This is a genomic window from Collinsella sp. LCP19S3_A6 (assembly GCF_052122015.1).
In the GTDB taxonomy this organism is placed as follows: domain Bacteria; phylum Actinomycetota; class Coriobacteriia; order Coriobacteriales; family Coriobacteriaceae; genus Collinsella.
Window position 1 is genome coordinate 250,872 of record NZ_JBQKDD010000001.1, and the last position, 21,354, is coordinate 272,225.

The 21,354-nt window shown below is 57.9% G+C and carries 13 protein-coding genes and 2 rRNA genes; 4 read left to right on the plus strand and 11 right to left on the minus strand.

All coding sequences use genetic code 11. The features are described from left to right. Position 1 precedes the first annotated feature (1 nt). From ACTQVX_RS01170 to uvrA, 6 genes are all read right to left on the minus strand, one after another. Complete coding sequence (locus ACTQVX_RS01170; protein ID WP_370450641.1) at positions 2–958, minus strand: ABC transporter permease; 957 nt, start codon at positions 956–958, stop codon at positions 2–4. 157 nt (positions 959–1,115) lie between these two features. After that, positions 1,116–2,723 (minus strand): ABC transporter substrate-binding protein, encoded by a 1,608-nt coding sequence (locus ACTQVX_RS01175; RefSeq protein ID WP_427718660.1) that lies wholly within the window; start codon positions 2,721–2,723, stop codon positions 1,116–1,118. 364 nt (positions 2,724–3,087) lie between these two features. Next, the gene (gene uvrC, locus ACTQVX_RS01180; RefSeq protein WP_441559987.1) at positions 3,088–4,974 is read right to left on the minus strand and encodes an excinuclease ABC subunit UvrC; all 1,887 of its coding nucleotides are present in this window, start codon (positions 4,972–4,974) and stop codon (positions 3,088–3,090) included. Positions 4,975–5,034: 60 nt separating this feature from the next. Beyond that, positions 5,035–7,332, minus strand: coding sequence for a murein biosynthesis integral membrane protein MurJ (gene murJ, locus ACTQVX_RS01185; RefSeq protein ID WP_441541193.1), 2,298 nt, complete (start codon positions 7,330–7,332; stop codon positions 5,035–5,037). Between the two features lie 3 nt (positions 7,333–7,335). Continuing rightward, positions 7,336–7,836: a Cys-tRNA(Pro) deacylase gene (ybaK, locus tag ACTQVX_RS01190; RefSeq protein ID WP_441541191.1), complete on the minus strand. Its 501-nt coding sequence runs from the start codon at positions 7,834–7,836 to the stop codon at positions 7,336–7,338. A gap of 134 nt (positions 7,837–7,970) precedes the next feature. Beyond that, the gene (uvrA, locus tag ACTQVX_RS01195) at positions 7,971–10,850 is read right to left on the minus strand and encodes an excinuclease ABC subunit UvrA (protein WP_441541189.1); all 2,880 of its coding nucleotides are present in this window, start codon (positions 10,848–10,850) and stop codon (positions 7,971–7,973) included. Positions 10,851–11,043: 193 nt separating this feature from the next. Between uvrA and ACTQVX_RS01200 the strand changes: the two genes are divergently transcribed. The 4 genes from ACTQVX_RS01200 (at position 11,044) to ACTQVX_RS01215 (ending at position 17,166) form a co-directional block, all read left to right on the plus strand. Beyond that, positions 11,044–13,197 (plus strand): LTA synthase family protein, encoded by a 2,154-nt coding sequence (locus tag ACTQVX_RS01200; RefSeq protein ID WP_441541187.1) that lies wholly within the window; start codon positions 11,044–11,046, stop codon positions 13,195–13,197. A 145-nt stretch (positions 13,198–13,342) separates the two neighbouring features. Then, a complete protein-coding gene (locus ACTQVX_RS01205) occupies positions 13,343–14,173 on the plus strand; it encodes an Mrp/NBP35 family ATP-binding protein (RefSeq protein ID WP_427718672.1) in 831 nt (276 codons plus the stop codon). Then, complete coding sequence (locus tag ACTQVX_RS01210) at positions 14,174–15,445, plus strand: NAD(P)/FAD-dependent oxidoreductase (protein WP_441541185.1); 1,272 nt, start codon at positions 14,174–14,176, stop codon at positions 15,443–15,445. An 80-nt stretch (positions 15,446–15,525) separates the two neighbouring features. Continuing rightward, positions 15,526–17,166, plus strand: a complete 1,641-nt coding sequence (locus ACTQVX_RS01215) for an NAD(P)/FAD-dependent oxidoreductase (protein WP_441541184.1) — start codon at positions 15,526–15,528, stop codon at positions 17,164–17,166. A 65-nt stretch (positions 17,167–17,231) separates the two neighbouring features. Here ACTQVX_RS01215 and uvrB read toward each other — a convergent pair whose 3' ends face one another. From uvrB to ACTQVX_RS01240, 5 genes are all read right to left on the minus strand, one after another. Further along, positions 17,232–19,472, minus strand: a complete 2,241-nt coding sequence (gene uvrB / locus ACTQVX_RS01220) for an excinuclease ABC subunit UvrB (protein ID WP_441541182.1) — start codon at positions 19,470–19,472, stop codon at positions 17,232–17,234. A gap of 51 nt (positions 19,473–19,523) precedes the next feature. Beyond that, positions 19,524–20,105: a lytic transglycosylase domain-containing protein gene (locus tag ACTQVX_RS01225; RefSeq protein WP_441032774.1), complete on the minus strand. Its 582-nt coding sequence runs from the start codon at positions 20,103–20,105 to the stop codon at positions 19,524–19,526. Further along, complete coding sequence (gene coaE, locus ACTQVX_RS01230) at positions 20,098–20,739, minus strand: dephospho-CoA kinase (protein WP_154517538.1); 642 nt, start codon at positions 20,737–20,739, stop codon at positions 20,098–20,100. The genes ACTQVX_RS01225 and coaE overlap by 8 nt, the downstream gene beginning before the upstream one ends. Positions 20,740–20,931: 192 nt before the next feature. Further along, positions 20,932–21,047, minus strand: a 5S ribosomal RNA gene (gene rrf / locus ACTQVX_RS01235). Between the two features lie 145 nt (positions 21,048–21,192). Beyond that, positions 21,193–21,354, minus strand: a 23S ribosomal RNA gene (locus ACTQVX_RS01240); the annotation flags it as partial.

Below are 21,354 nucleotides of genomic sequence, written 5' to 3' on the forward strand. Positions count from 1 at the left end.
TCTACACCGTCCTGATGCGCGGGTTGATGAGCAGGTAGAGCATGTCAACCACGATGTTGATGATGATGAAGGCAAGAGCAACGACGATGACGACGCCCTGAACCAGGTTCGCCTCGTTGCCCTGAACGCCCTGCAGGATCGCAGTACCCATGCCGGGGAGGTTGAAGATGACCTCGATGACGACGGCGCCGCCCATGAGATAGCCAATCTTAAGACCGAGGGTGGTGACCGGGGTGATCAGCGCGTTGCGGAGAACGTTGATGCCGACGACGACCTTCTCGGGAACGCCGGCGCCGCGAGCCATACGGACATAGTCCTTGTCGAGCTCCTCGACCATGGCGGTACGCACGATACGAGTCATCTGACCCGTCAGCGGAAATGCCAAGGCGATGGCGGGCATGATCATGCGTCCCAGATAGCCAGCCGGATTCGTGGTGAAGTGCGGCAGGGCACCCGATGCCGGGAGTACCTTAAGGTAGGAAGAGAACAGCAGGATCAACAGAACGGCAAGCCAGAACGACGGGGTTGCCAAGCCGGCGATGGAAAAGACGCGGATCACTTGGTCCGGCCATTTATCGCGATACAGTGCCGCGATGACGCCGAGCAAAAACGATACGACCGCACCGATGGCAAGACCGATGAAGGTCAGCTGCATCGTGACGGGTAGGGCCGTGGAGATGCGCTTGGCAACGGAGTTGCGAGCAGCACCATAGGTGCCCATGTCGCCATGGATCAAATTGCCCATATAGCGCACGTAGCGCACGGGCCAGGGGTCGTCCAGACCATACTTCTCATGGTACTCGGCAACCGCCTCGGGCGAGGCACCGTCACCCAACGCCGTGTAGGCGGGGTCGGTCTTGGAGAACGACATAAGGAAGAACACCAGGACGGTGACGCCCAATGCCATGATCGGCAGCGCCACGAGACGCCTTCCAATCAAACGTAGAAAGTTGTTCACGTTCTCTCCCCTTTCTTTTGTCGGTAGGACCAACTGGTATATGAGTACGGACACTCATTACAAGACCCGAGCGACATCGTTGCCGCCCGGGTCTTTGTTTCAACTATGAGGATACGGTCCCAACGGCCGACATCCTGCATATAGACTCAAGCGAGTCTTACGCCTTGACGGTCGCGACACCCTTAAAGGACATGCTCGTCGTGCCGATGCCCTTGAAGCCATCGAGGGCCTCGCCGTTGGGCGCAGTGGACGGGTCGTTCCAGGAAGCGGAGACGGTCTTAACGTGGACAACGGGGTACAGAACGGCGTTGTCGGCGATGATGTCGAAGCACTCGTTCCACTTCTTCTGCTGCTCGTCGCCCTCGGCGGCAAGAGCCTCGTCCATAAGGCCGTGGAGCTTCTGCCACTCAGCGGACTCCTTCCACGGGCAACGGGTCTGCATCCAGACGTTGTCGCCGTACCACCAGTTGAGCAGCAGGTCGGGGTCTGCGCCGAAGCAGGAAGGATCGCCAGGGGCAAGGAGGATATCGTAGGCCTCGCCGCCGTCGATGGCAGCATAGGTGGCCGGCGAGGTATCGGTCTGGATGGTCACATCGAAGCCGAGAGCGTCGAGGTCGTTCTTGACCTGGGCAGCCATGCCCTTGATCTGCTCGTTATCAGTGGTGCGCAGGGTAATGGCGCCCGGGGTGATACCGGACTCCTCGATAAGCTTCTTGGCCTTCTTGGCGTCGGTCTTGTACACCGTGGAGGCCTCATGATAGTTGGTGAAGCTCTTGGGGAGGTAGCAGCTGGCAGCGGTAGCAAGGCCGGCGAAGGTGTTGCTGATCATCTTCTCGGTGTCGAGCGCATACATGACAGCCTGACGGACCTTGACGTCGTTCCAAGGCTCCTTGGCGACGTTGAACATGATGAAGCGGGTGCCGAAGCCCTGGACGTTGTCAATCTTGCAGCCAGCGCCCTCGAGCTGGTCGACGGCGTCAGCGGTAACGAGCTCCATGACGAGCGTGGAGCCTTCCTGCTGAGCGGTGACGCGAGCGGTGGGGTCGGTCAGGATGCTGTACTGGATCTTCTTATCCTCGGCAGCATACTCACCGTTGTACTCGGGGTTGGGAACCAGGGTGATCTCGGTATCGGAGATAGAATCGTACATCCAGGGGCCGGAGCCGATCGGCTGCTTGGCGCGATCCTCCTCGCTCTGGGCGGCAGGAGTAACGCGAATGATGGCCAGACGATCCTTGAGCAGGGAGAAGTTGGGGACCTTGGTCTTGACCGTCACGGTGCTGGCGTCCTTGGCCTCGATGGACTCGAAAGGCTGGAAGAACGGAGCGTAGGTGGCAGAAGCGGCGCAAGCGGTGTAGGAGGCGACGACGTCGTCAGCGGTAACCTCGGTGCCATCGGAGAATTTGGCGCCCTTGCGGATGGTGACCTCGAAGGTGGTGTCGTCCACGGACTTGGGATCATCGGTGGCGAGCTCGTTGAAAGTGCTGTAGTCGTGGTAATCGATGCCGTAGAGGCCCTCGACGACGTGCCAGTTAGCGCCCAGGCCCACGGCGGAGCCGGTGCTGGCGGGGTCGAAGCTGGACGGAGCGTAAGCGGAACCGGCGGTGATCACGCCACCGCCACGGTTGGCGGAATCGGCGGGAGCGGAACCCTCGTCGCTAGAGCTGCCACCGCAGCCAGTGAGACCAAAGCCGGCGACAGCAGCGACGCTGCCGGTGAGGCCAAGGAACGAACGCCTGGACATACCCTTATTGATGATGGCCATGTCTTCTCCTATCAATAGAGAATCTTACCCGGGAGCACCTAAACTTGCCCCCGCGCAACTTGCGGACGATATATACCTTACCTACCGACAAACCCAACTGAGGTGCCGCGCTCGGCGACCGATACATACATACGCTTGAACGGTATTTACTACCGTTCACCGAATTCGTTGACAAACGATACAGCAGACAGTATGTATCGGCGAGGTGAGATATCAGTCTTCGTCAACCCGCAGGATAGCAGGGTTTTCGCTTGGGTTAGTCAAACGTTTTAGCGTTAATAAAACCCGAAACCAGCAGGCAATCATGGCGAAATAAATGGTTGAAAATCACGCAATCATGTATATCAGTTGTTTAGGCTCGTGTTTAGCTATCGGAATGGCCAGCCGCTGCCTCGGCGCGCTCGGCATTCCATGCAACGAGCGCCTCGTGGACCGCCTTGGCAACATCGGCAGGTATGCCGCGAACTTCCGCGATCTCTTGTTCACTCGCCGCGCGCAACCGCTTCATCGAGCCAAAATGGCGCATAATTGCACGTTTTCTAGTGGGTCCCACGCCTGGAACGTCATCGAGTACCGAAACCGTCATGGCTTTATCGCGCAACTCACGATGGAACGTGATGGCAAAACGGTGCGATTCGTCGCGCACCTGCTTGATGAGATAGAGCGACGCAGACCCGGTCGGAAGTACGACAGGAGTCTCGTCCCAAGGCACGAAAACCTCCTCATCGGCCTTTGCCAAACCACAAACTGGTATATCGAGCCCAAGGGCCTCAAGTTGCTTAATTGCAGCCGTCAATTGCGGCTTGCCGCCGTCGACAACGAGCAAATCGGGGCGCGAGCCAAAACGTTCGTCGGTCATCCGCTCGGGAGCATAGCGACGCCCCAAAACCTCGGACATCGAAACGAAGTCGTTCGCCTCGTCCAATTCGGCCTGGATTTTAAAGCGGCGGTACTGGCTCTTGTCGGCATGGCCGTTGGTAAACACCACCATCGAGGCGACCGTAAAGGTGCCATGAAGCGTAGAGATATCGAAGCACTCGATTCGCATTGGCGGCGCAGGTAGCGCCAAGGCGCTCTCAAGCTCCAGGAGCGCTCGATTGGTGCGATCGTCGGCGTATCCCGTGCGCATCATATAACGCATGAGGGCATGACGCGCATTTTTAGATGCCATATCGAGCAACCGGTGTTTTTCGCCGCGCTGAGGCCTATGGAGATGACAGGAACGCTCGCGCTTGTCCGAAAGCCATTCCCCTAGCGCCTCCGCATCCTCAAGCTCGACGGAAAGGTTCACCTCGGCTGGAATATCAGCCGTCTCGTCGTAATAGCGCTTGAGAAAGCCCGACTGAAGCTCCTCTTCATCGACATCCAGGCCCTTATCGAGAATGAACTCACAGGTTCGAACCGTTCGCCCCTCGCGCACAACAAACACGCAGGCGGCCGAAATGGTCTCTTCTCGATAGAAACCAATCACATCGAGATCGACACTCGACGGAAAAACGACCTGCTGTCGGTCGTCCAGGCCCCTAATAACTTCCAAGCGACGCTTGACGCGCGCCGCCCGCTCAAAATCGAGCGCTCCGGCGGCGTCCGTCATCTCGGATGTAAGCTCATCAACGACATCTTTACGATGGCCCGACAAAAATCGCTCGACGCGTTTAACGTTTTTAGCATAGTCGGCTGGAGAGATCGCACCGACGCATGCCCCCGGGCCGCGACCAACATGGAAGTCAAAGCAGGGACGCCCGTTTTGAGCGCAAATCATATTGACGATATCTTCTTCGCCCTTGTGGGACTCGACGATACGGCGGCATCGACGCCATTCCGCACAAGAAGCCGAGCAGATCGGGATTACCTTGCGCAGCGTATCAATGGTCTCGCGCGCCGCGCGGCTGTCGGTATAGGGACCAAAATAACGCGTTCCCGGCTTATGACGCTCACGAGTATATTTAATAGCTGGGAACAGATCGCTCTTGGTGATAGCGATAAAGGGATAGCTCTTATCGTCCTTAAGGTCGACATTAAAGTACGGATGATATTGACCGATCAGGTTGCGCTCGAGCACCAGCGCCTCGTGCTCGTTCTCGACAACGATATAGTCAAAGCTCGCAACCAGCTGCATCATCAGTGGAATCTTTTGGCGCTCGTCCTGCAGCGTCACATATTGACGCATGCGCGAGCGCAGATTTTTAGCCTTGCCAACGTAAATGACATCGCCCTTGGCATCTTTCCAAAGGTAGCAGCCAGGCTGCATGGGCACACGCGAAACCTGTTCGGCAAGCGTTGGAATGTTGTCATGACCTGCCACGACTGCCTACCTGCGGCGAAGAAGCGCGGAGACCTCAGGCATCTTTAGAAGGACGGCAAGGCCAAAAGTCACGGCAAGTGAAACCATGCCCGCGATGCAAACATAGCCCAAGGTAATAAGAATCGATCCGCTAAGCGCTCCGACAAAACTCTCGAGCGCCCACAAAACGCCGGCACCCGCTGCGGCACCCAGGCCGCCGAGCAAAAGGCCATAGAAGCAGCCGTGCAGAATAGATTTGACCTGAAGACCCTGCAGACGACGACGCAGCCACCACAGCGAACAGCCGACCAGAATCACATAGTCGACAACATACGAAATCGCAATCGCAGGCATGCCATAGCCCATCACCACACCAAACAGCAGAACCGAACCAGCCTGACCGATGGCAGAGTATAGGCAATAGCGGCTATAGGGCTTCATGTCGAGCAACGCCGAGAAGCTCTTCTGCATCAACACGACCACGCCGTAGAGCGGCAGGGAGAGCGCCAGATAAACCAGAAACTCGGACACAAGCGCCACACCCGACTCGTCAAACTTGCCGGCGCAATAAATCATGTTGAGCGGACGGGCAAACACAATGAGATATAGCGCGAAAGGAATCAGGAAGAAGAGCATCTGGGCCACGCCGCGCGAGATACCAGCGCGCACGCTGTCATAATCCTTTTCCTGGGCATCGTGCGAAAGCTCGGTATAAAGCGCCGTCGAGAGCGAGGCGGCTATCAAGGCATAAGGCAGTGTGTACCAAAGGCGCGCATAGGCAATTACAGAAGGACCGGTCTCGGGCTGCACCACCAGCGCGGCTGCGTTGGTAATGGAAGTCGACACGAACATGCATACCGTAGCGAGCAACGTCGGGACGCCGAGCGCGAGCGTCTGTCGCAGTGCAGGATCCTTGAAGTCGATATGAATATGAGGCCGGACACCATGCTTACCGAGTGCGGGAATCTGGCACGCCATCTGGACAAAAACGCCAAGCGTCGTGCCGAGCGAAATCAAAACGACGCCCGCTTGCTCACCAAAGCAGGCAGATACGGGAGCGAAGCCCATAAAACTCGCAATGACAATCACATTGTTGAGTACCGGGGCGAACGTCGACCAAAAGTAGTCACGATGCGCGTTAAGAACGCCCGAGAACACCGAGCCCAGGCCGTAGAACAAAATCTGAATGGCAAAGAAACGGAACATGAATGCAGCGGTATCCATGCTTCCGCCATCGCCCGAAAGGAACGACTGCGTCCAGATAAAGCCCGGAGCAAACACGGTGCCCAACACCGAAATGCCGCCCAGCAGCAAAAGCAGGATGCCGAGCAGATTACCTACGTATTCGTTTGAGGCGTCGCGACCCTGCTCACGACGCACGCCCATGTACACCGGCAAAAAGGCGGTAACCAACATACCGCCCATCACGAGCTCATAGAGCATATTGGGCAGGTTGTTGGCGACCTGATAGGAAGACGAGAGCAGCGACATGCCGATGGCGGCAGCCATAGCCCAAGTACGGATAAACCCGGTGACGCGCGACACGATGGTCAGTGCAGTCATGAGGCCGGCAGAACGGCCAACCGTAGAGTAGTCCGACGAGCCCATATCATCTACGTCGTCCTGTGATTGGGGGCTGACTTCAGTGTGTTGTCGAGAATCAACCTCGATATCAGGCTCATCGATTATCGCGAAGGGGTCGTCGACCAAAACGGCATCATCGGCAGAAAAAGCTCCGTCAATAGGCGTGACATCGTTGTCAAACGAAGCGTCATCGTTAGCTACGGCATTATTACCAAACACCGTGTCAACTTCCCTGGCGGCAGCGGTTCGACCAGAAAACGACAATAGATCCCAATCATCGTCCTCAACAGCAACGCCCTCGACCGGATCGGTCGAGCCGAGCGGTGACCACTCGTCATCCAAAAGCAACTGCTCGCCATCACCGTCGGTTGCAGGCCTCGCGGGACGATCGGCTGGGACACCCTGCAGTGCGCCCTTTCCCTGAGCCGCCATCAAAAACACCGCCGTCTCATCGGGACGCGGCGCACGAGACGCCCCGGCGTCAGGCATCCGTCCGGCACGGGATTGAGCCGCGGCCAAAAACACCGCCGTCTCATCGGGACGAGCCGAAGAGAGAATCGTACGGGGAGGCACCGTACCGGCACCGGCGGCACGCAAATACACAGCCGTCTCACCTTGATCTGCAGCAACGGACCAAGCGTTTCGAATCTGGTCATCGACCGAAGAAGCCTCAGGCGCGGGCGTCTGAGAAGCCGAACCCTTTGCAAAGTGAGCTCCGCGCTTCGATTCTTCCTGCGGCATCGCTCAGTCCTCTCTCGTGATCGGGGCAACCATCGCCCCGCAAAATGCAACTAAGTCGTCGGGGGCAAGCTCAAGTTGATAGCCACGCTTACCGCCTGAGATAAAAATGGTATCCCAAAGGACGCATGTCTCATCGATCAGCGTCCGAAAGCGTTTTTTCATGCCGACCGGACTGCAGCCGCCCCGGACATACCCCGTCGCGGCAAGCAAGTCCTTGACATGCATCATGGTCAGCGACTTTTCACCAGCGGCGCGCGCGGCGGCCTTTAGGTCAAGCTCGTCGGCAACGGGAAGACAGCACACAACGTGTTCGTTGGACGGCGTCACGCAAACCAAGGTCTTAAACCCCTGGCCAGGCTCCTCGCCAAGTTGTTCCAAAATTGCAACGCCTAAACCCACCGACTCATCGCCATCGTCTTCATACGTATGGAGAATATAGGAGATGCCGGCGTTTTCCAGCTCGCGCATCGCATTGGTTTTCGGCGTCTTTGCAGCCTTTGCCATGGCATGTCCCTTCCCTCGCATTCGAACGTAACGCCTAAGTATATGTCCAATTTAGCCGCATACGTCATCTCGACACACAGAAGCGCCACCGAATCGAAAGGAATCGGTGGCGCTTCTCGTACGACGGCGTCTCTTTACTGGGCGTCGAGTTGTGCCTGACGCTCGCGGTCGCGCTTGAGCAGCGGTGCCAAGAACTTGCCCGTGTAACTCTGCGAACATGCCGCGACCTGCTCCGGCGTACCCGAGACCACGACGGTTCCGCCGCCATTGCCGCCCTCGGGACCCATATCGATCAGGCGGTCGGCAACCTTGATGACATCAAGGTTGTGTTCAATCACCAGCACCGTGTTGCCCGCATCGACCAAGCGCTGCAGCACATCGAGCAGCTGGCGGACGTCCTCAAAATGAAGGCCGGTCGTCGGCTCGTCCAAAATATAGAACGTCTTGCCCGTCTGGCGTCGATGAAGCTCCTTGGCGAGTTTCACACGCTGCGCCTCGCCGCCCGAAAGCGTCGTGGCAGGCTGCCCCAAACTCACATAGCCCAAGCCAACGTCATACAAAGTCTGAAGCTTGCGCTTAATCTGCGGGATATTCCCAAAGAAGGCCAGCGCCTCGGTGACGCTCATGTCGAGCACGTCCGAGATGGTCTTGCCACGGTAGGTGACCTCGAGTGTCTCACGGTTGTAGCGTTTACCGCCGCAAACTTCGCAGGGAACGTAGATATCGGGAAGGAAGTGCATCTCGATCTTGATCTGTCCGTCGCCCTTGCACGCCTCACAGCGCCCGCCACCCACATTAAAGGAGAAACGGCCCGGCGAGTAGCCGCGCGCCTTCGACTCCGGCGTACTCGCAAACAGCGCGCGAAGATCATCCCACAGGCCAATATAGGTAGCAGGGTTGGAACGCGGTGTGCGGCCAATCGGCGACTGGTCGATATCGATAACCTTATCGATACACTCGATGCCCTCGATTTTCTTATACGGACCCACAGGGCGCGTCGAACGGTGAATAGCATTCGTAAGGGCAGGCGCAATGGTGTCGGTAACCAGGGAGCTCTTGCCCGATCCCGACACGCCGGTAACAACCGTAAGCGTACCAAACTCGATCTTGGCAGTAACGTTTTTGAGGTTGTTAGCTCGAGCACCCGTAATTTTAAGGCAGCCGCGACCGGGCTTGCGCCGTTCATCAGGCACCCGGATCATTCGTTTGCCGGTCAGATAAGCGCCCGTCATCGACTCAGGACACGCCATGATATCGGCAGGCGTTCCCGCCGCGACTACGTGTCCGCCGTTGACGCCGGCGCCGGGCCCCATGTCGATCACGTAGTCGGCGGCACGGATCGTGTCCTCGTCGTGTTCGACGACGATGACGGTATTGCCGATATCGCGCAGACGCTCAAGGGTCTTGATCAGGCGCTCGTTATCGCGCTGATGAAGGCCGATCGATGGCTCGTCCAAAATGTACAGGACACCCATGAGGCCGGCGCCGATCTGTGTTGCCAGGCGAATACGCTGCGACTCGCCACCAGAAAGCGTCGCCGAGGCACGATCGAGCGTCAGATAGTCGAGTCCAACATCGACCAGAAAACGCAAGCGCTCCAGGATTTCCTTGACGATGCGCCCGCCGATAAACTGTTGGCGCTCGGTGAGCTCCAGGCCCTCAAAAAACTCGAGCGACTCACGGCACGACAGGCAACAAACCTCGTAAATGGACTTGCCGCCCACGGTGACGGCGAGCATCTCGGGGCGCAAACGAGCGCCGTGGCAGCTCGAGCACGGTTCCTCGCGAATGTACTTCTCCAAGCGCGCCTTGGTGTTCTCGTTCGTCGTCTCGGTATAGCGTTCGTACAGGATGTTGCGAACGCCCGAAAACTTGGTATCCCACTGGCTACGACGTCCATCGAGCTTTTGGTAGTCAACCGAGATCTTCGTATCGCCCAGGCCATCCAAGAATGCACGACGCACGCGAGGGGGCAAGTCCTCCCACGGCGTATCGGCGCTTACCTTAAAGTGTTTACAGACCGCAGCAAAAATCTGCGGGTAGTAGTTCGAATTGCCAAACAGGCTACCAAAGACTCCGTCGGCAATGGACTTCGAGGGGTCCTCGATCAGCGCCTCGGCATCAACGGTTTTCTTAAAGCCCAGGCCGTCGCACTCAGGACATGCGCCATAGGGAGCGTTAAACGAAAAATCACGCGGCTGAAGATCGTCAATGGAGTGTCCATGCTCCGGGCACGCCAAGGCCAACGAATACTCCAGCAGCTCGCCCTCGGTCCCCTCGGGAGCATCACGATCGGGCAGCATGTACACATTTACATTGCCGTGAGCCAGCGCGGTCGCCTGCTCAACGGACTCGGCGATACGGCCCAGAGAGTTCTCACGGATCACGATGCGATCGACCACGACCTCGATATCGTGCTTGAACTTCTTGTCCAGATCGATTGGATCGTCGAGCGAGCGCACTTCACCGTCGACACGCACGCGGCTAAAGCCCTCGGCGCGAAGGTCCTCAAACAGTTTGGTGTACTCGCCTTTTCGCCCGCGCACCACCGGTGCCAGCACAAACGCGCGGCGACCCTCCCCCGCCGCCAAGACCTTGTCGGCAACCTGGTCGGTCGTCTGGCGCTCAATGACGCGGCCGCATTCGGGACAGTGCGGGGTGCCCACACGGGCGAACAGCAGGCGCAGATAGTCATAAATCTCGGTTACGGTGCCAACCGTCGAGCGAGGGTTTTTAGACGTCGTCTTTTGGTCGATCGACACCGCCGGCGAAAGGCCGTCGATTGAATCCAAGTCGGGTTTGTCCATCTGGCCCAAGAACTGGCGCGCATAGCTCGAAAGGCTCTCGACGTATCGACGCTGGCCCTCGGCATAGATAGTGTCAAATGCCAGCGAGCTCTTGCCCGAGCCAGAAAGACCGGTAATGACCACGAGTTGGTCACGCGGAATGGAAACATCGATATCACGGAGGTTGTGCTCACGAGCGCCGCGAATAACGATAGAAGAATCAGACATGGAAGCTCCTTGCCTCCTATTGCATCGAATCATACTGCCGATGAGTTTAGCGCACTCGACGCGCACAGATGTTCGTAATACAAGATTCGCAGACCTTTAGCTTTGCGTATCGGGCGCTTTGTTTCTCGAAATGCCGTGGAAAGGTTACAGTAATCTAATACTGAACTTAATTTGCTGTAACAGAGGAACGTCCATGACCGAAGATATCCCCCTTGAAATCACTTCGAGTGACATGGCCAATCTGCCCATATTCATCGCCGTCCTTATCGTGGCCACCGTCGTCGTGCGCGTGTATTTTTCAATCAAACACAATGAAAAGCCGCCCATTGCCCGCGTCTTTTGGTGCGCGACGCTCCTCATCCCGCTCGGCATGGTAGCTGCATGGATTACGAATCAATTGCTCGTAAATGAGGACAGTTCCCTATGGATCCTTTCTTATTCGGCGCTCGGTGCTGCCGCCGTCATACTTCTTGTCGAGCCCTTGGTTTCGGGACTTATCGACCAAACCGATCTTGCGACGGGAACGGTTGCCTGTATTTGCCGTGACATCCTTGTCATCGCCGCTGTTTCAGCGCTCTCGTTCGTTTCACTCGAAATTTCCTGCAACGAAACGTTCTATCGCATTCCCGCCAACTCATTCGGATTTTCCGTCGGGCTGCTCGCGACGGTTCTGCTCTCCCTTTATTTGCTGGGACAGCGTCATGGAGGCGTCATGGTCCTCGTGCCCGTCGTCTGTTGCATCCTTGGCATTGCCGAGCACTTCGTCATAACGTTTAAAGGCGAGGCCATCCTGCCAAGCGATATCTTGGCCCTTGGCACCGCAATGGAAGTGAGCGAGGGATACGAGTTTACCTTTACCGCCGGAATCGTAACCTCTCTAGCCCTGCTAGAGATTTCCCTGGGGCTTCTTTCGCTTATCCGACCGAGAAAGCTCCGTACGCCCACCCATGTCTTCCCCGCAATCGCCGCTAACCTCTGCGCTTTTCTGCTAGTGACCGTTGTGGGGCTCTCGGGCTTTTCCAGCATCGACTTGGAGCAGGCGCTGAATTTTGGATTTGACCGTTGGCAGCCCATCACCACGTATGCGTCTCAGGGTTTTATCACTTCGTTCACCGAAATGGTCAACGAGTTGCCCATTGAGAAGCCCGAAGACTATACGCCCGATGAGGCGCAGAGCATCGAGCAGGAGCTCGCCGCCACCTACGACAGCACGTATGGCTCGAGCGAGCAGCGCGCGGCGGCCGTTGCCCAGTTCAATGAAATCAAGCCGACGATTGTTGCCGTCATGAACGAGAGTTTTAGCGACCTTTCGTGCTTTGAGCAGCTCCAGGCGGCCGGGTACACCGGCCCCGCATTCTACAACTCGCTTCCCGACACACTTGTTCGCGGCACCATGCTCGCTTCGGTCGCCGGTGGCGGAACGGCGAACTCCGAATTCGAATTTTTGACCGGAGCGACAACGGCCTTTGTCGGATTAGGCAAAATCCCCTATCAGCTGTATCAGATGAATGGCGTCAACAGCCTGGCAAAGGACCTTAAAGAGCTTGGGTATACCGCTACCGCTATGCACCCGCAAAACCCCGTCAACTACCATCGAGATAAAATCTATCAGCAGCTGGGGTTTGGAGACTTTCTTTCAATCGGCGATTTCGAAGGTGCGCCCTGCTACCATGCCGGCGTATGCGACTACGCCACCTACGACAAGATACTCGACCTGCTTAGAACCGACGAAGCCCCGCAGTTCATCTTTGACGTCACGATGCAAAATCACGGCGGCTACGACTATGGCACCGTTCCCGCCGAGGAGCTGACAAACTATTGGGTCGAGGGAGCCAGCGAGGGCGCCAATAGCGCGCTCAACACCTATCTTACCTGCATCAACGCATCCGACCGGGACCTCGAGTACTTTATCAACGAGCTCCGCAATATCGGCAGACCGGTTGTTCTTGTCTTTTTTGGCGACCATCAGCCGAGCGCCGCAACGACTCTCAACGACGAGCTGTACCCTCAGGAAGATACGGCAAGCCACGCTTTCCGTATCTATCAGTCGACCTATTTCGTCTGGGCTAACTATGAAATCGCCGGCAATACCGAGCTCAACGTCTACGACACCGTCGGGGCAAACGAGATTGCAGCCATTACCCTTAATAAGATCGGCGCCCCGCTCACCGACTATCAAAAGGCTCTGCTTGCAACAAGGTCAGATGTGCCCACCATCAATGTCGCCGGCTATCTTGGTGCCGACGGGCTGCGCTACGACTTGGAATCTGAAGACAGCCCATACGCCTCGACGATCGACAAGCTGCAGCGCATCCAATACCTCGAGTTCGCCAGCAAAGTTCAGTAAACCCGCTCATTCGCTTGGGCCCATCGCATTGCAAGCACGCTCGGCCCAAATGCATCACAAATGACTCCCGCTCGCAAACGAGGGTACAATGACGCTCGTGTCACATCACGGGGCCCCGGCCCCAACATATACAAAGGAGTCATACATGGGTTGCGAGCACGCACAGGCCGCCGGCGGACAAACGTCGCCGTCGCAATTTGAGGAGAACACGCTGTCCGAGGTCAAACGCGTCATCGCCGTGCTTTCCGGCAAGGGCGGTGTCGGCAAGTCGTTTGTCACCGGTGCCATCGCCACCGAGCTTGCCCGTCACGGCCACAAGGTCGGCGTCCTCGATGCCGACATCACCGGTCCCTCTATCCCCAAGATGTTCGGTATGAGCGGACGCCACGTCCATGCCCTTGGCAACCTTATGCTGCCCGAAATCTCCGAGCACGGCGTCAAGGTCATGAGCTCCAACCTGCTGCTCCAAAACGAGACCGACCCCGTCCTTTGGCGCGGTCCGGTCATCGCAGGCGCCATTAGGCAGTTCTGGAGCGAGACCTCGTGGGGCCCCATCGACTACCTGCTGGTCGACATGCCTCCGGGAACAGGCGACGTCGCGCTCACCGTCTTCCAGTCACTGCCCGTCGACGGCATCGTCATCGTCACGAGCCCGCAGGATCTGGTCTCGATGATCGTCGCCAAGGCGGTTAACATGGCCGAGAAGATGAACGTCCCCATTCTGGGCATTGTCGAGAACATGAGCTATATTGAGTGCCCCGACTGCGGCAAGAAGATCGAGGTCTTTGGCAAGAGCAAGCTCCCCGAGGTCGCAGAGCGCTATAACCTCGACATCTTGGGCCAGCTTCCCATTAATCCGGCACTCGCCGAGGCCTGCGATAAGGGCGAGGTCGAGACCGCGCTGCCCGACGGCATGTTGCCTCAGGCAGTCTCTGCCGTCGAGGCCATTGCCCCGCACGAGACCGACGAGGCCTAAGTGAACACGAGCGCCTTCTATGACGTCCTGGTAATCGGCGGCGGGGCTTCAGGCCTCGCCGCCGCCATTACGGCCGCACGCGCTGGCAAAAGCGTCTGCATCGTTGAGCGCGATGTCGCCTGCGGCCTTAAGCTCCTTGCGACCGGCAACGGTCGCTGCAACCTCTCCAACGAATCGATTGATCCACAGCGGTATAACCACCCCGCATTCGTCGAATCCGTCATGGGCCCCCAGCCCGAACAAGAGCTTATGGGTTTCTTCTCCTCGCTGGGCATCATGACAACCTCCGAGGAAGGCCGGCTGTACCCGCGCTCCCTTCGCGCCGAATCGGTACGCGACGCGCTTCTCAACGTTTGCGACCGCCTAGGTATCACCTTAATCTGCGGAGCCAACGTTGCCTCGGCGCACAAAGCTTCCGAAGGCTGGGCACTCCAAATAAACCGTCCAGCGCGGGCGCTCAAGGCAAAAAAGCACGACGACCGAAAATCGGAGCTCCGCTCGCTTCGGAAAGCACTCGCCGATGTCCCTCGCAAGAACGAGGCCCTGGAGGCACATGCCGTAATTATCGCCACGGGTGGCAACCCCACCGGTATCGCCGATACGTTTAGCCTCCCCCTCACTTCGCTGCGCCCCATCCTCTGCCCCGTATCGGCAACGGTCGTCGGCGATCGGGCGGCACTCAAGACGTTGGATGGTCTGCGCGTCCGCGCCCGCTTGGCGCTCACCCGTAACCATAGTGAGCTCTGGCACGAAGACGGTGAAGTACTGTTTCGAACCTTCGGTATCTCGGGCGTCGCTGTCTTCAACCTCTCCCGTCGTATCCAGCGCGGCGATACGATCCTGCTCGACGTTTTCCCCGACCTCTCTAAAGACGAGTTGCTCGATATGCTTAACAGGCGCGTTAAGCTGCTCGGCGGCTTTTCGCCCCGCGATCCCCGTTGGCTCGACGGCATGCTCGCCCCGCAACTCTCCCGCGTCGTCTGCACAGCGTTCGAGCAGTGCCATCCAGGCTCCAACGATGTCGTCCACCTGGTCTCGATCCTCAAGCACTTTAAGTTGCTCGTCGAGGGAACAGCCGAGGAGCGCTCGGCGCAGGTCACGCGTGGTGGCGTATCTGTCGAGAGCATCTCAACACCCAGTCTACACGCGTGCAGCGTTGTCGACGCCCCGCTATACGTCTGCGGCGAAGCGCTCGACATCGACGCCGATTGCGGAGGCTTTAACCTTGCGTGGGCCTGGATCTCGGGCATTCGCGCTGCAAGCAGCCTGTAGCCGCACAGTCTATAATCAAAAACGCATTCGGGCCGTCTGGGATACCGGACGGCCTCTTTCTTGCCTCTAAGGAGACCTCGATGATCGAAATCACCCAAGTCAACGCGTCACTCGATGAAGCCGGCGATGAAAATGCCTGCCTCATTGTTGGCAAGCGATTCGCCAAGCGCGTCCTACGTTGCAAGGACTCCGAGATCAAGTCCATCGAGCTCCACCGCAAGTCAATCGACGCTCGCAAAAAACGAGACGTCCATTTTATCCTGAGCTTTCGTGTTGAGCTGACTAGTCCCCACCTCGAGCGAGAAGCGGTCGACAGTGTTGCCGAGCGTGACCGCTCGCGCGTACGCGCGATAGAAGACGATGAGCCTTCATTCCCCTCCCCCGTTTCCGGCGCACCCAAAGAGCGCCCCGTCGTCGTCGGTGCCGGATGCGCCGGCCTTTTCGCCGCACTCACCCTTGCCGAAGCAGGTCTTAAGCCCTTGCTCATCGAGCGCGGCGACCCGGCATTTCGCCGCTCGCAGGCGATCGACCTCTTTCTAAAGGAGCGTATCCTCGACCCCGAGAGCAATATCCAGTTTGGTCTGGGCGGCGCGGGGACCTTCTCGGACGGCAAGCTCAATACGGGAACCAAAAATCCCGCCCATCGCCTCATCCTCGAAACCTTCGTCGAGGCGGGTGCGCCCCGCGATATTCTGTGGGATGCCAAGCCGCACATTGGCTCCGACATCCTTCCCACGGTTGTTACCGCTATATCCCAGCGCATCGAGCAGCTCGGAGGTGTCGTCCGTTATCGAACAAAACTCGTCGACATTCGCATCGACGCGTCTGGCGCCATCACCGGTATTGATGTCCAATCGTCCCAAGACGCCGCTTACGAGCCAATTGAGACAAAGCACCTCATCCTCGCCTGCGGGCATTCTGCTCGCGATATTTTTGAACTCCTTAAGGACCACAACGTGGCCCTCGCACAAAAGACCTTTGCCATGGGCGTTCGCATCGAGCATCCGCAGCGCGACATCGACCGAGCCCAATATGGAGCCTCGGCGGGACATCCTGCCCTCGGAGCAGCCCCCTACAAACTCGTCGCTCATCTTCCCAACGGCCGCAGCGTGTTCTCGTTTTGCATGTGCCCCGGCGGGCAGGTTGTCGCCGCCTCTTCCGAGCAGGGCCACCTGTGCGTCAACGGCGCCAGCCTCAATGCCCGCGACGGCCGTAACGCAAATGCCGCCCTGCTCGTTAACGTCACGCCCGAGGACCTTCCCGACGATGACCCGCTCGCCGGCATCGAGCTCCAGCGCGCCTGCGAGGCGGCCGCCTATCGCCTGGGCGGTTCCAACTGGAACGCACCGGCACAACTCGTCGGAGATTTCCTCGCAGGACGCGCCAGCAAGGCGCCCGGAAAGGTAAAGCCCACCTATCCGCTCGGTGTGACCTGGACGGCAATTGACGAAGCCCTGCCGCAGCATATCGTCGAGTCGCTCCGACTGGGACTTCCCCTACTCGGAAAAAAGCTACGGGGCTACGACTGCCCCGATGCCGTTCTTACCGGCGTGGAGACTCGTTCGAGCTCACCGGTCACTGTCACCCGAGACCGAACGTGCCATGCCGTGTCGACCCCGGGCCTCTACCCTTGTGGTGAGGGAGCTGGATATGCCGGAGGCATCATGAGCGCGGCCACCGACGGCATCCGTTGTGCCGAAGCCCTGATCGCAGACCTCTAGCGAACGAATTCCAGCGCGCAAAAGACACAGGCCCCGAGCTCCCTATGGAGCTCGGGGCCTGTTCGCTATTTCTTAAACCGTGCACCCTGGCGTTTTCTACCCGATGCGAACGTGGAACCCTTGCGGGCCTGCGAACGCAAGCGCTCGATCGTCTCGTCCTCAGACGCACCCTCGAGCATCGCCCGAATCTGAACGACAGCATCACGCAGGCGCGCCGCCTCCTCAAAGTCCATGGCGGCAGAAGCGTTACGCATATCCTCTTCCATGGTTTCGACGATCCGCACAAGCTCGTCATGCGGTAGTTCTTCCAACTGTTCCGCAAGTGTCTGCTCGGGCGCCACCGTTTCCGGCACACCGCCCTCGCCCGACTCATCGGGCGTATAGAATGCGCCATGGCCAAGAGAGTCGCCCTTCGAGCGTCCCTTGGAGCCCACAGTTTTTTCGGCCTCGGCAATAAAACTTGAGATGTCGTTGATGGCCTTGCGCACTGTCTTGGGCACAATGCCATGTTCTTCGTTATATGCCATCTGAATCTCGCGACGGCGCTGCGTCTCCTCGATGGCCGCCTTCATCGAATCGGTCACAACGTCTGCATACATGATGACTTCGCCATCGGCGTTACGGGCCGCACGGCCAATCGTCTGAATCAGCGAACGGCGGTTGCGCAAGAAGCCTTCCTTATCGGCATCGAGAATTGCCACCAGTGAGACCTCGGGAAGATCCAAACCCTCGCGAAGCAGGTTGATGCCAACGAGAACATCGATCTTGCCCTCCCGCAGCGTTCGCAGGATCTCGACACGGTCCATTGTCGCCGTATCAGAGTGCATGTAATTGACCTTAATGCCCGCATCAAGTAGATGGTCGGTCAGGTCCTCGGCCATGCGCTTGGTCAACGTGGTCACCAGCACGCGCTCCTTGCGGGCAACGCGCTCGCGAATCTCGTCCTCAAGATCGTCAATCTGACCGCGAACGGGACGCACGTCGATCTTGGGGTCGAGCAGGCCGGTCGGACGAATAATCTGCTCCACGTCGTTTTGGCTCACCCGCAGCTCGTAGTCGCCCGGCGTGGCCGAGACGTAGATGAACTGTGGAATCCTCGCCTCAAACTCATCGAAACGAAGCGGGCGATTGTCGAGCGCCGAGGGCAGGCGAAAGCCGTGCTCCACCAGGGTCACTTTACGCGAACGGTCGCCTTCATGCATGCCACGAATTTGCGGCACCGTCACATGGCTCTCGTCTATGATGCAGAGCATGTCCTTGGGAAAGTAATCGATTAGGGTAAACGGTGGTTCACCCGGCTTACGCCCGTCCAGATGACGCGAGTAGTTCTCGATGCCGTTGCAAAAGCCCATCGTCTCGAGCATCTCGAGGTCATAATCGGTCCGTTGCTGTAGACGTTGCGCCTCGAGCAACTTGTCGGTCGCCTTGAGCTCCGCCACGCGCTTCTCGCACTCTTCGCTGATCGACTTCAAGGCCGCCTTGACCTTGGGCTTCTCGGTCACATAGTGCGATGCCGGCCACACAGGAATAGCCTCATACTCACGAAGCATCTCACCGGTAACCTCATCGATTTCGGCGATAAGCTCGACCTCATCGCCAAAGAACTCAAATCGCAACGGATGCTCGGCATAGGGCGGATACACATCGACAACATCACCACGCACGCGGAAGGTGCCACGCGCCAAGTCATAGTCGTTCCGGTCGTACTGAATGTCGATGAGCGCATGGATAAAGTCATCGCGCTCGAGCGGTACTTTCTTGTCGACATTCGGCGCCAGCCCCGCATAGTCCTCAGGAGAGCCGATGCCATAGATGCAGGACACCGAAGCAACGACAATCACATCGCGTCGAGAAAGCAACGAGGCGGTCGCCTGATGTCGAAGCATCTCGACTTCTTCGTTAATCGAAGCATCCTTCTCGATATACGTATCGCTTTGCGGCACATATGCCTCGGGCTGATAGTAGTCGTAGTACGAGACGAAGTAGACCACGGCGTTGTTGGGAAAGAATTCTTTGAGCTCGCTCGCAAGCTGGGCGGCGAGGGTTTTGTTGGGGGCCATGACCAGCGTTGGCTTACCGAGAGCTTCAATGGTCTTGGCCATGGTAAAGGTCTTGCCCGAGCCGGTCACGCCAAGCAAAACCTGATACCGGTCTCCGTCCCTCACACCCTGCACAAGCGACTCAATGGCCTTAGGCTGTGAACCTGCAGGCTCATAGGGAGACACGACCTCAAACGGTACCTCAGAGCCCTCAACGCCAAAACGTTTGAGCTCTCCGCCAACACGCTCAACTTCAAAATCCGCCATGGATACTCCTAACTCATACATCTGCAGTATACGCAGGCGGCAGGCATAGTCCTATACGAACCGGTCGGGATAGAGGGTCTTATAGCGAATCCAGGCATTATTGACACGAATCAAATAGGCTTGCGTCTCGGGAAAGGCAATCGCGTTATGGAGCGATGTGTTTTGCTGCGCCCACCCATCGACATTGCCCATTCCGGCATTGTAAGCAGCAATAGCGCTATCCGTCGACCCATTGAAATACGTCAACAGGTATGAGAGGTACGCGCACCCAAATTCGATATTCGAAGCAGGGTCATTCAGGTTATCGGCAGAATACTCATCCCCGTCGACAAGGCCCTTAGCGATCATATCCTGAGCGGTTTCGGGCATAAGTTGCATGAGACCTTGGGCGCCCTGGTTTGATTCCGCCTCGGGATCCCAGTTTGATTCCGACTTGATGACGGCACACACCAGATACGGATCGAGATTATGCGAAATACTGGACTGCTTTACATACGCCTCATAGTCAATCGGATAGAACGGTTTAAAGAAAGCGGCGGGAGCACACGAGTAAACGAGCGAGATAAGGCCAAAGACGAAAACGACAACCAGCGGCACAAGGCGATACCACGTAAAGAAACGCGTCTTAGGCATCTGTCGTCTCCTTATCCATAGCATCCATAAGGCCATGGCGAGCAAGCCACGCGTCCAGTTGTTCAAAGAGCGAGCTGTCGCCCGCTGCATTATCAATCACGGTCGTGGCGAGACTGCAAAGCGAAGACTCATCGGGTTGGCAAGCACAGCGAGCATCAAAATCGGATGGCTCCATACCACGGTGAATAGCGCGTTCGCGACGGACCGCTAAAGGAGCGCTAACAACCATAATTTCATCCGCAAGGCCAAAGGCGTCCTCAAAGCCAGTCGGAGCAGATACTTCGACCGCCGCAAAGGGATAGCGGGGGGACGAAACCGTGCAGCAAGCAGGATCGAGAATCCTCAGCGAAAGCTGCTCAATGAGAGCGGGGTGCACAATACTATTGAGCCTTGCAACCGTATCGGGAGAAACAAAAGCTCGAGAAGCGAGAACGTTACGTCGAACACCGCCATCCTCGTCCAAAATATCCCAGCCAAACTCTTCAGCAAGAGCATTGACGATATCCGACCCCGGTACGTACAGCGATTTGGCAAGAACGTCTAAATCGATAAGCAGGGCTCCGCGAGATTCCAGAAAGCGGCAGGCAGTCGATTTACCCGAAGCAATATTGCCCAAAACGAAAACGGTAAACATCAAGCCCTCCCTAACGTCAATGCGAGTAATTATCGCGCAAATACAAAGCGACGGTTCAAAAAACAGCCAAACAGTAAGAGAGTCAAAGGAAGAGTCCGTTCACAAGGCACAGCTTGTATATGGCGCAAAAAAGGGGGAGGCCGCGAGGCCTCCCCCTTCTCGATTCTCGATGACGGCTCGGTGCCGTCCACCGGTCAGCGGCGCCCTGGCCTCCCACGGGCTGGCCCCGCAGTACTCTCGGCGCGATGGGGCTTAGCTTCCGGGTTCGGAACGGGACCGGGCGTGCCCCCCATGCTCTGGCCGCTGACCGGTGGGCGGCGCCCACCGTTACGGTGCCCGGTGTCTCATACACGTGCCCTGGGGGCCGCATGGCGCATAGGAGAGGTCCGACTCGGGGGCATCCTCGTGCCCGGACCGCGCGCAAGCGCTCAGTCCCGCGGGCCGCGAGGTGCGGTTCCGGAAGAGCTCGGGCGATTAGTGCGGCTCGGCTGAGGGCGTCGCCGCCCTTGCACCTGCCGTCTATCGACCAGGTAGTCTACCTGGGCCCTTACCGGAAGGAGAACTAATCCCTGGAACGGCTTCCCGCTTAGATGCCTTCAGCGGTTATCCGCGCCG

Coding starts and splice junctions, on each gene's coding strand:
- ACTQVX_RS01215 (WP_441541184.1), top strand. CDS start 15,526: ATGATCGAAATCACCCAAGTCAACGCGTCACTCGATGAAGCCGGCGAT.
- uvrC (WP_441559987.1), bottom strand. CDS start 4,974: ATGCAGCCTGGCTGCTACCTTTGGAAAGATGCCAAGGGCGATGTCATT.
- uvrA (WP_441541189.1), bottom strand. CDS start 10,850: ATGTCTGATTCTTCTATCGTTATTCGCGGCGCTCGTGAGCACAACCTC.
- ACTQVX_RS01225 (WP_441032774.1), bottom strand. CDS start 20,105: ATGCCTAAGACGCGTTTCTTTACGTGGTATCGCCTTGTGCCGCTGGTT.
- ACTQVX_RS01200 (WP_441541187.1), top strand. CDS start 11,044: ATGACCGAAGATATCCCCCTTGAAATCACTTCGAGTGACATGGCCAAT.
- uvrB (WP_441541182.1), bottom strand. CDS start 19,472: ATGGCGGATTTTGAAGTTGAGCGTGTTGGCGGAGAGCTCAAACGTTTT.
- coaE (WP_154517538.1), bottom strand. CDS start 20,739: ATGTTTACCGTTTTCGTTTTGGGCAATATTGCTTCGGGTAAATCGACT.
- ybaK (WP_441541191.1), bottom strand. CDS start 7,836: ATGGCAAAGGCTGCAAAGACGCCGAAAACCAATGCGATGCGCGAGCTG.
- ACTQVX_RS01175 (WP_427718660.1), bottom strand. CDS start 2,723: ATGGCCATCATCAATAAGGGTATGTCCAGGCGTTCGTTCCTTGGCCTC.
- murJ (WP_441541193.1), bottom strand. CDS start 7,332: ATGCCGCAGGAAGAATCGAAGCGCGGAGCTCACTTTGCAAAGGGTTCG.
- ACTQVX_RS01205 (WP_427718672.1), top strand. CDS start 13,343: ATGGGTTGCGAGCACGCACAGGCCGCCGGCGGACAAACGTCGCCGTCG.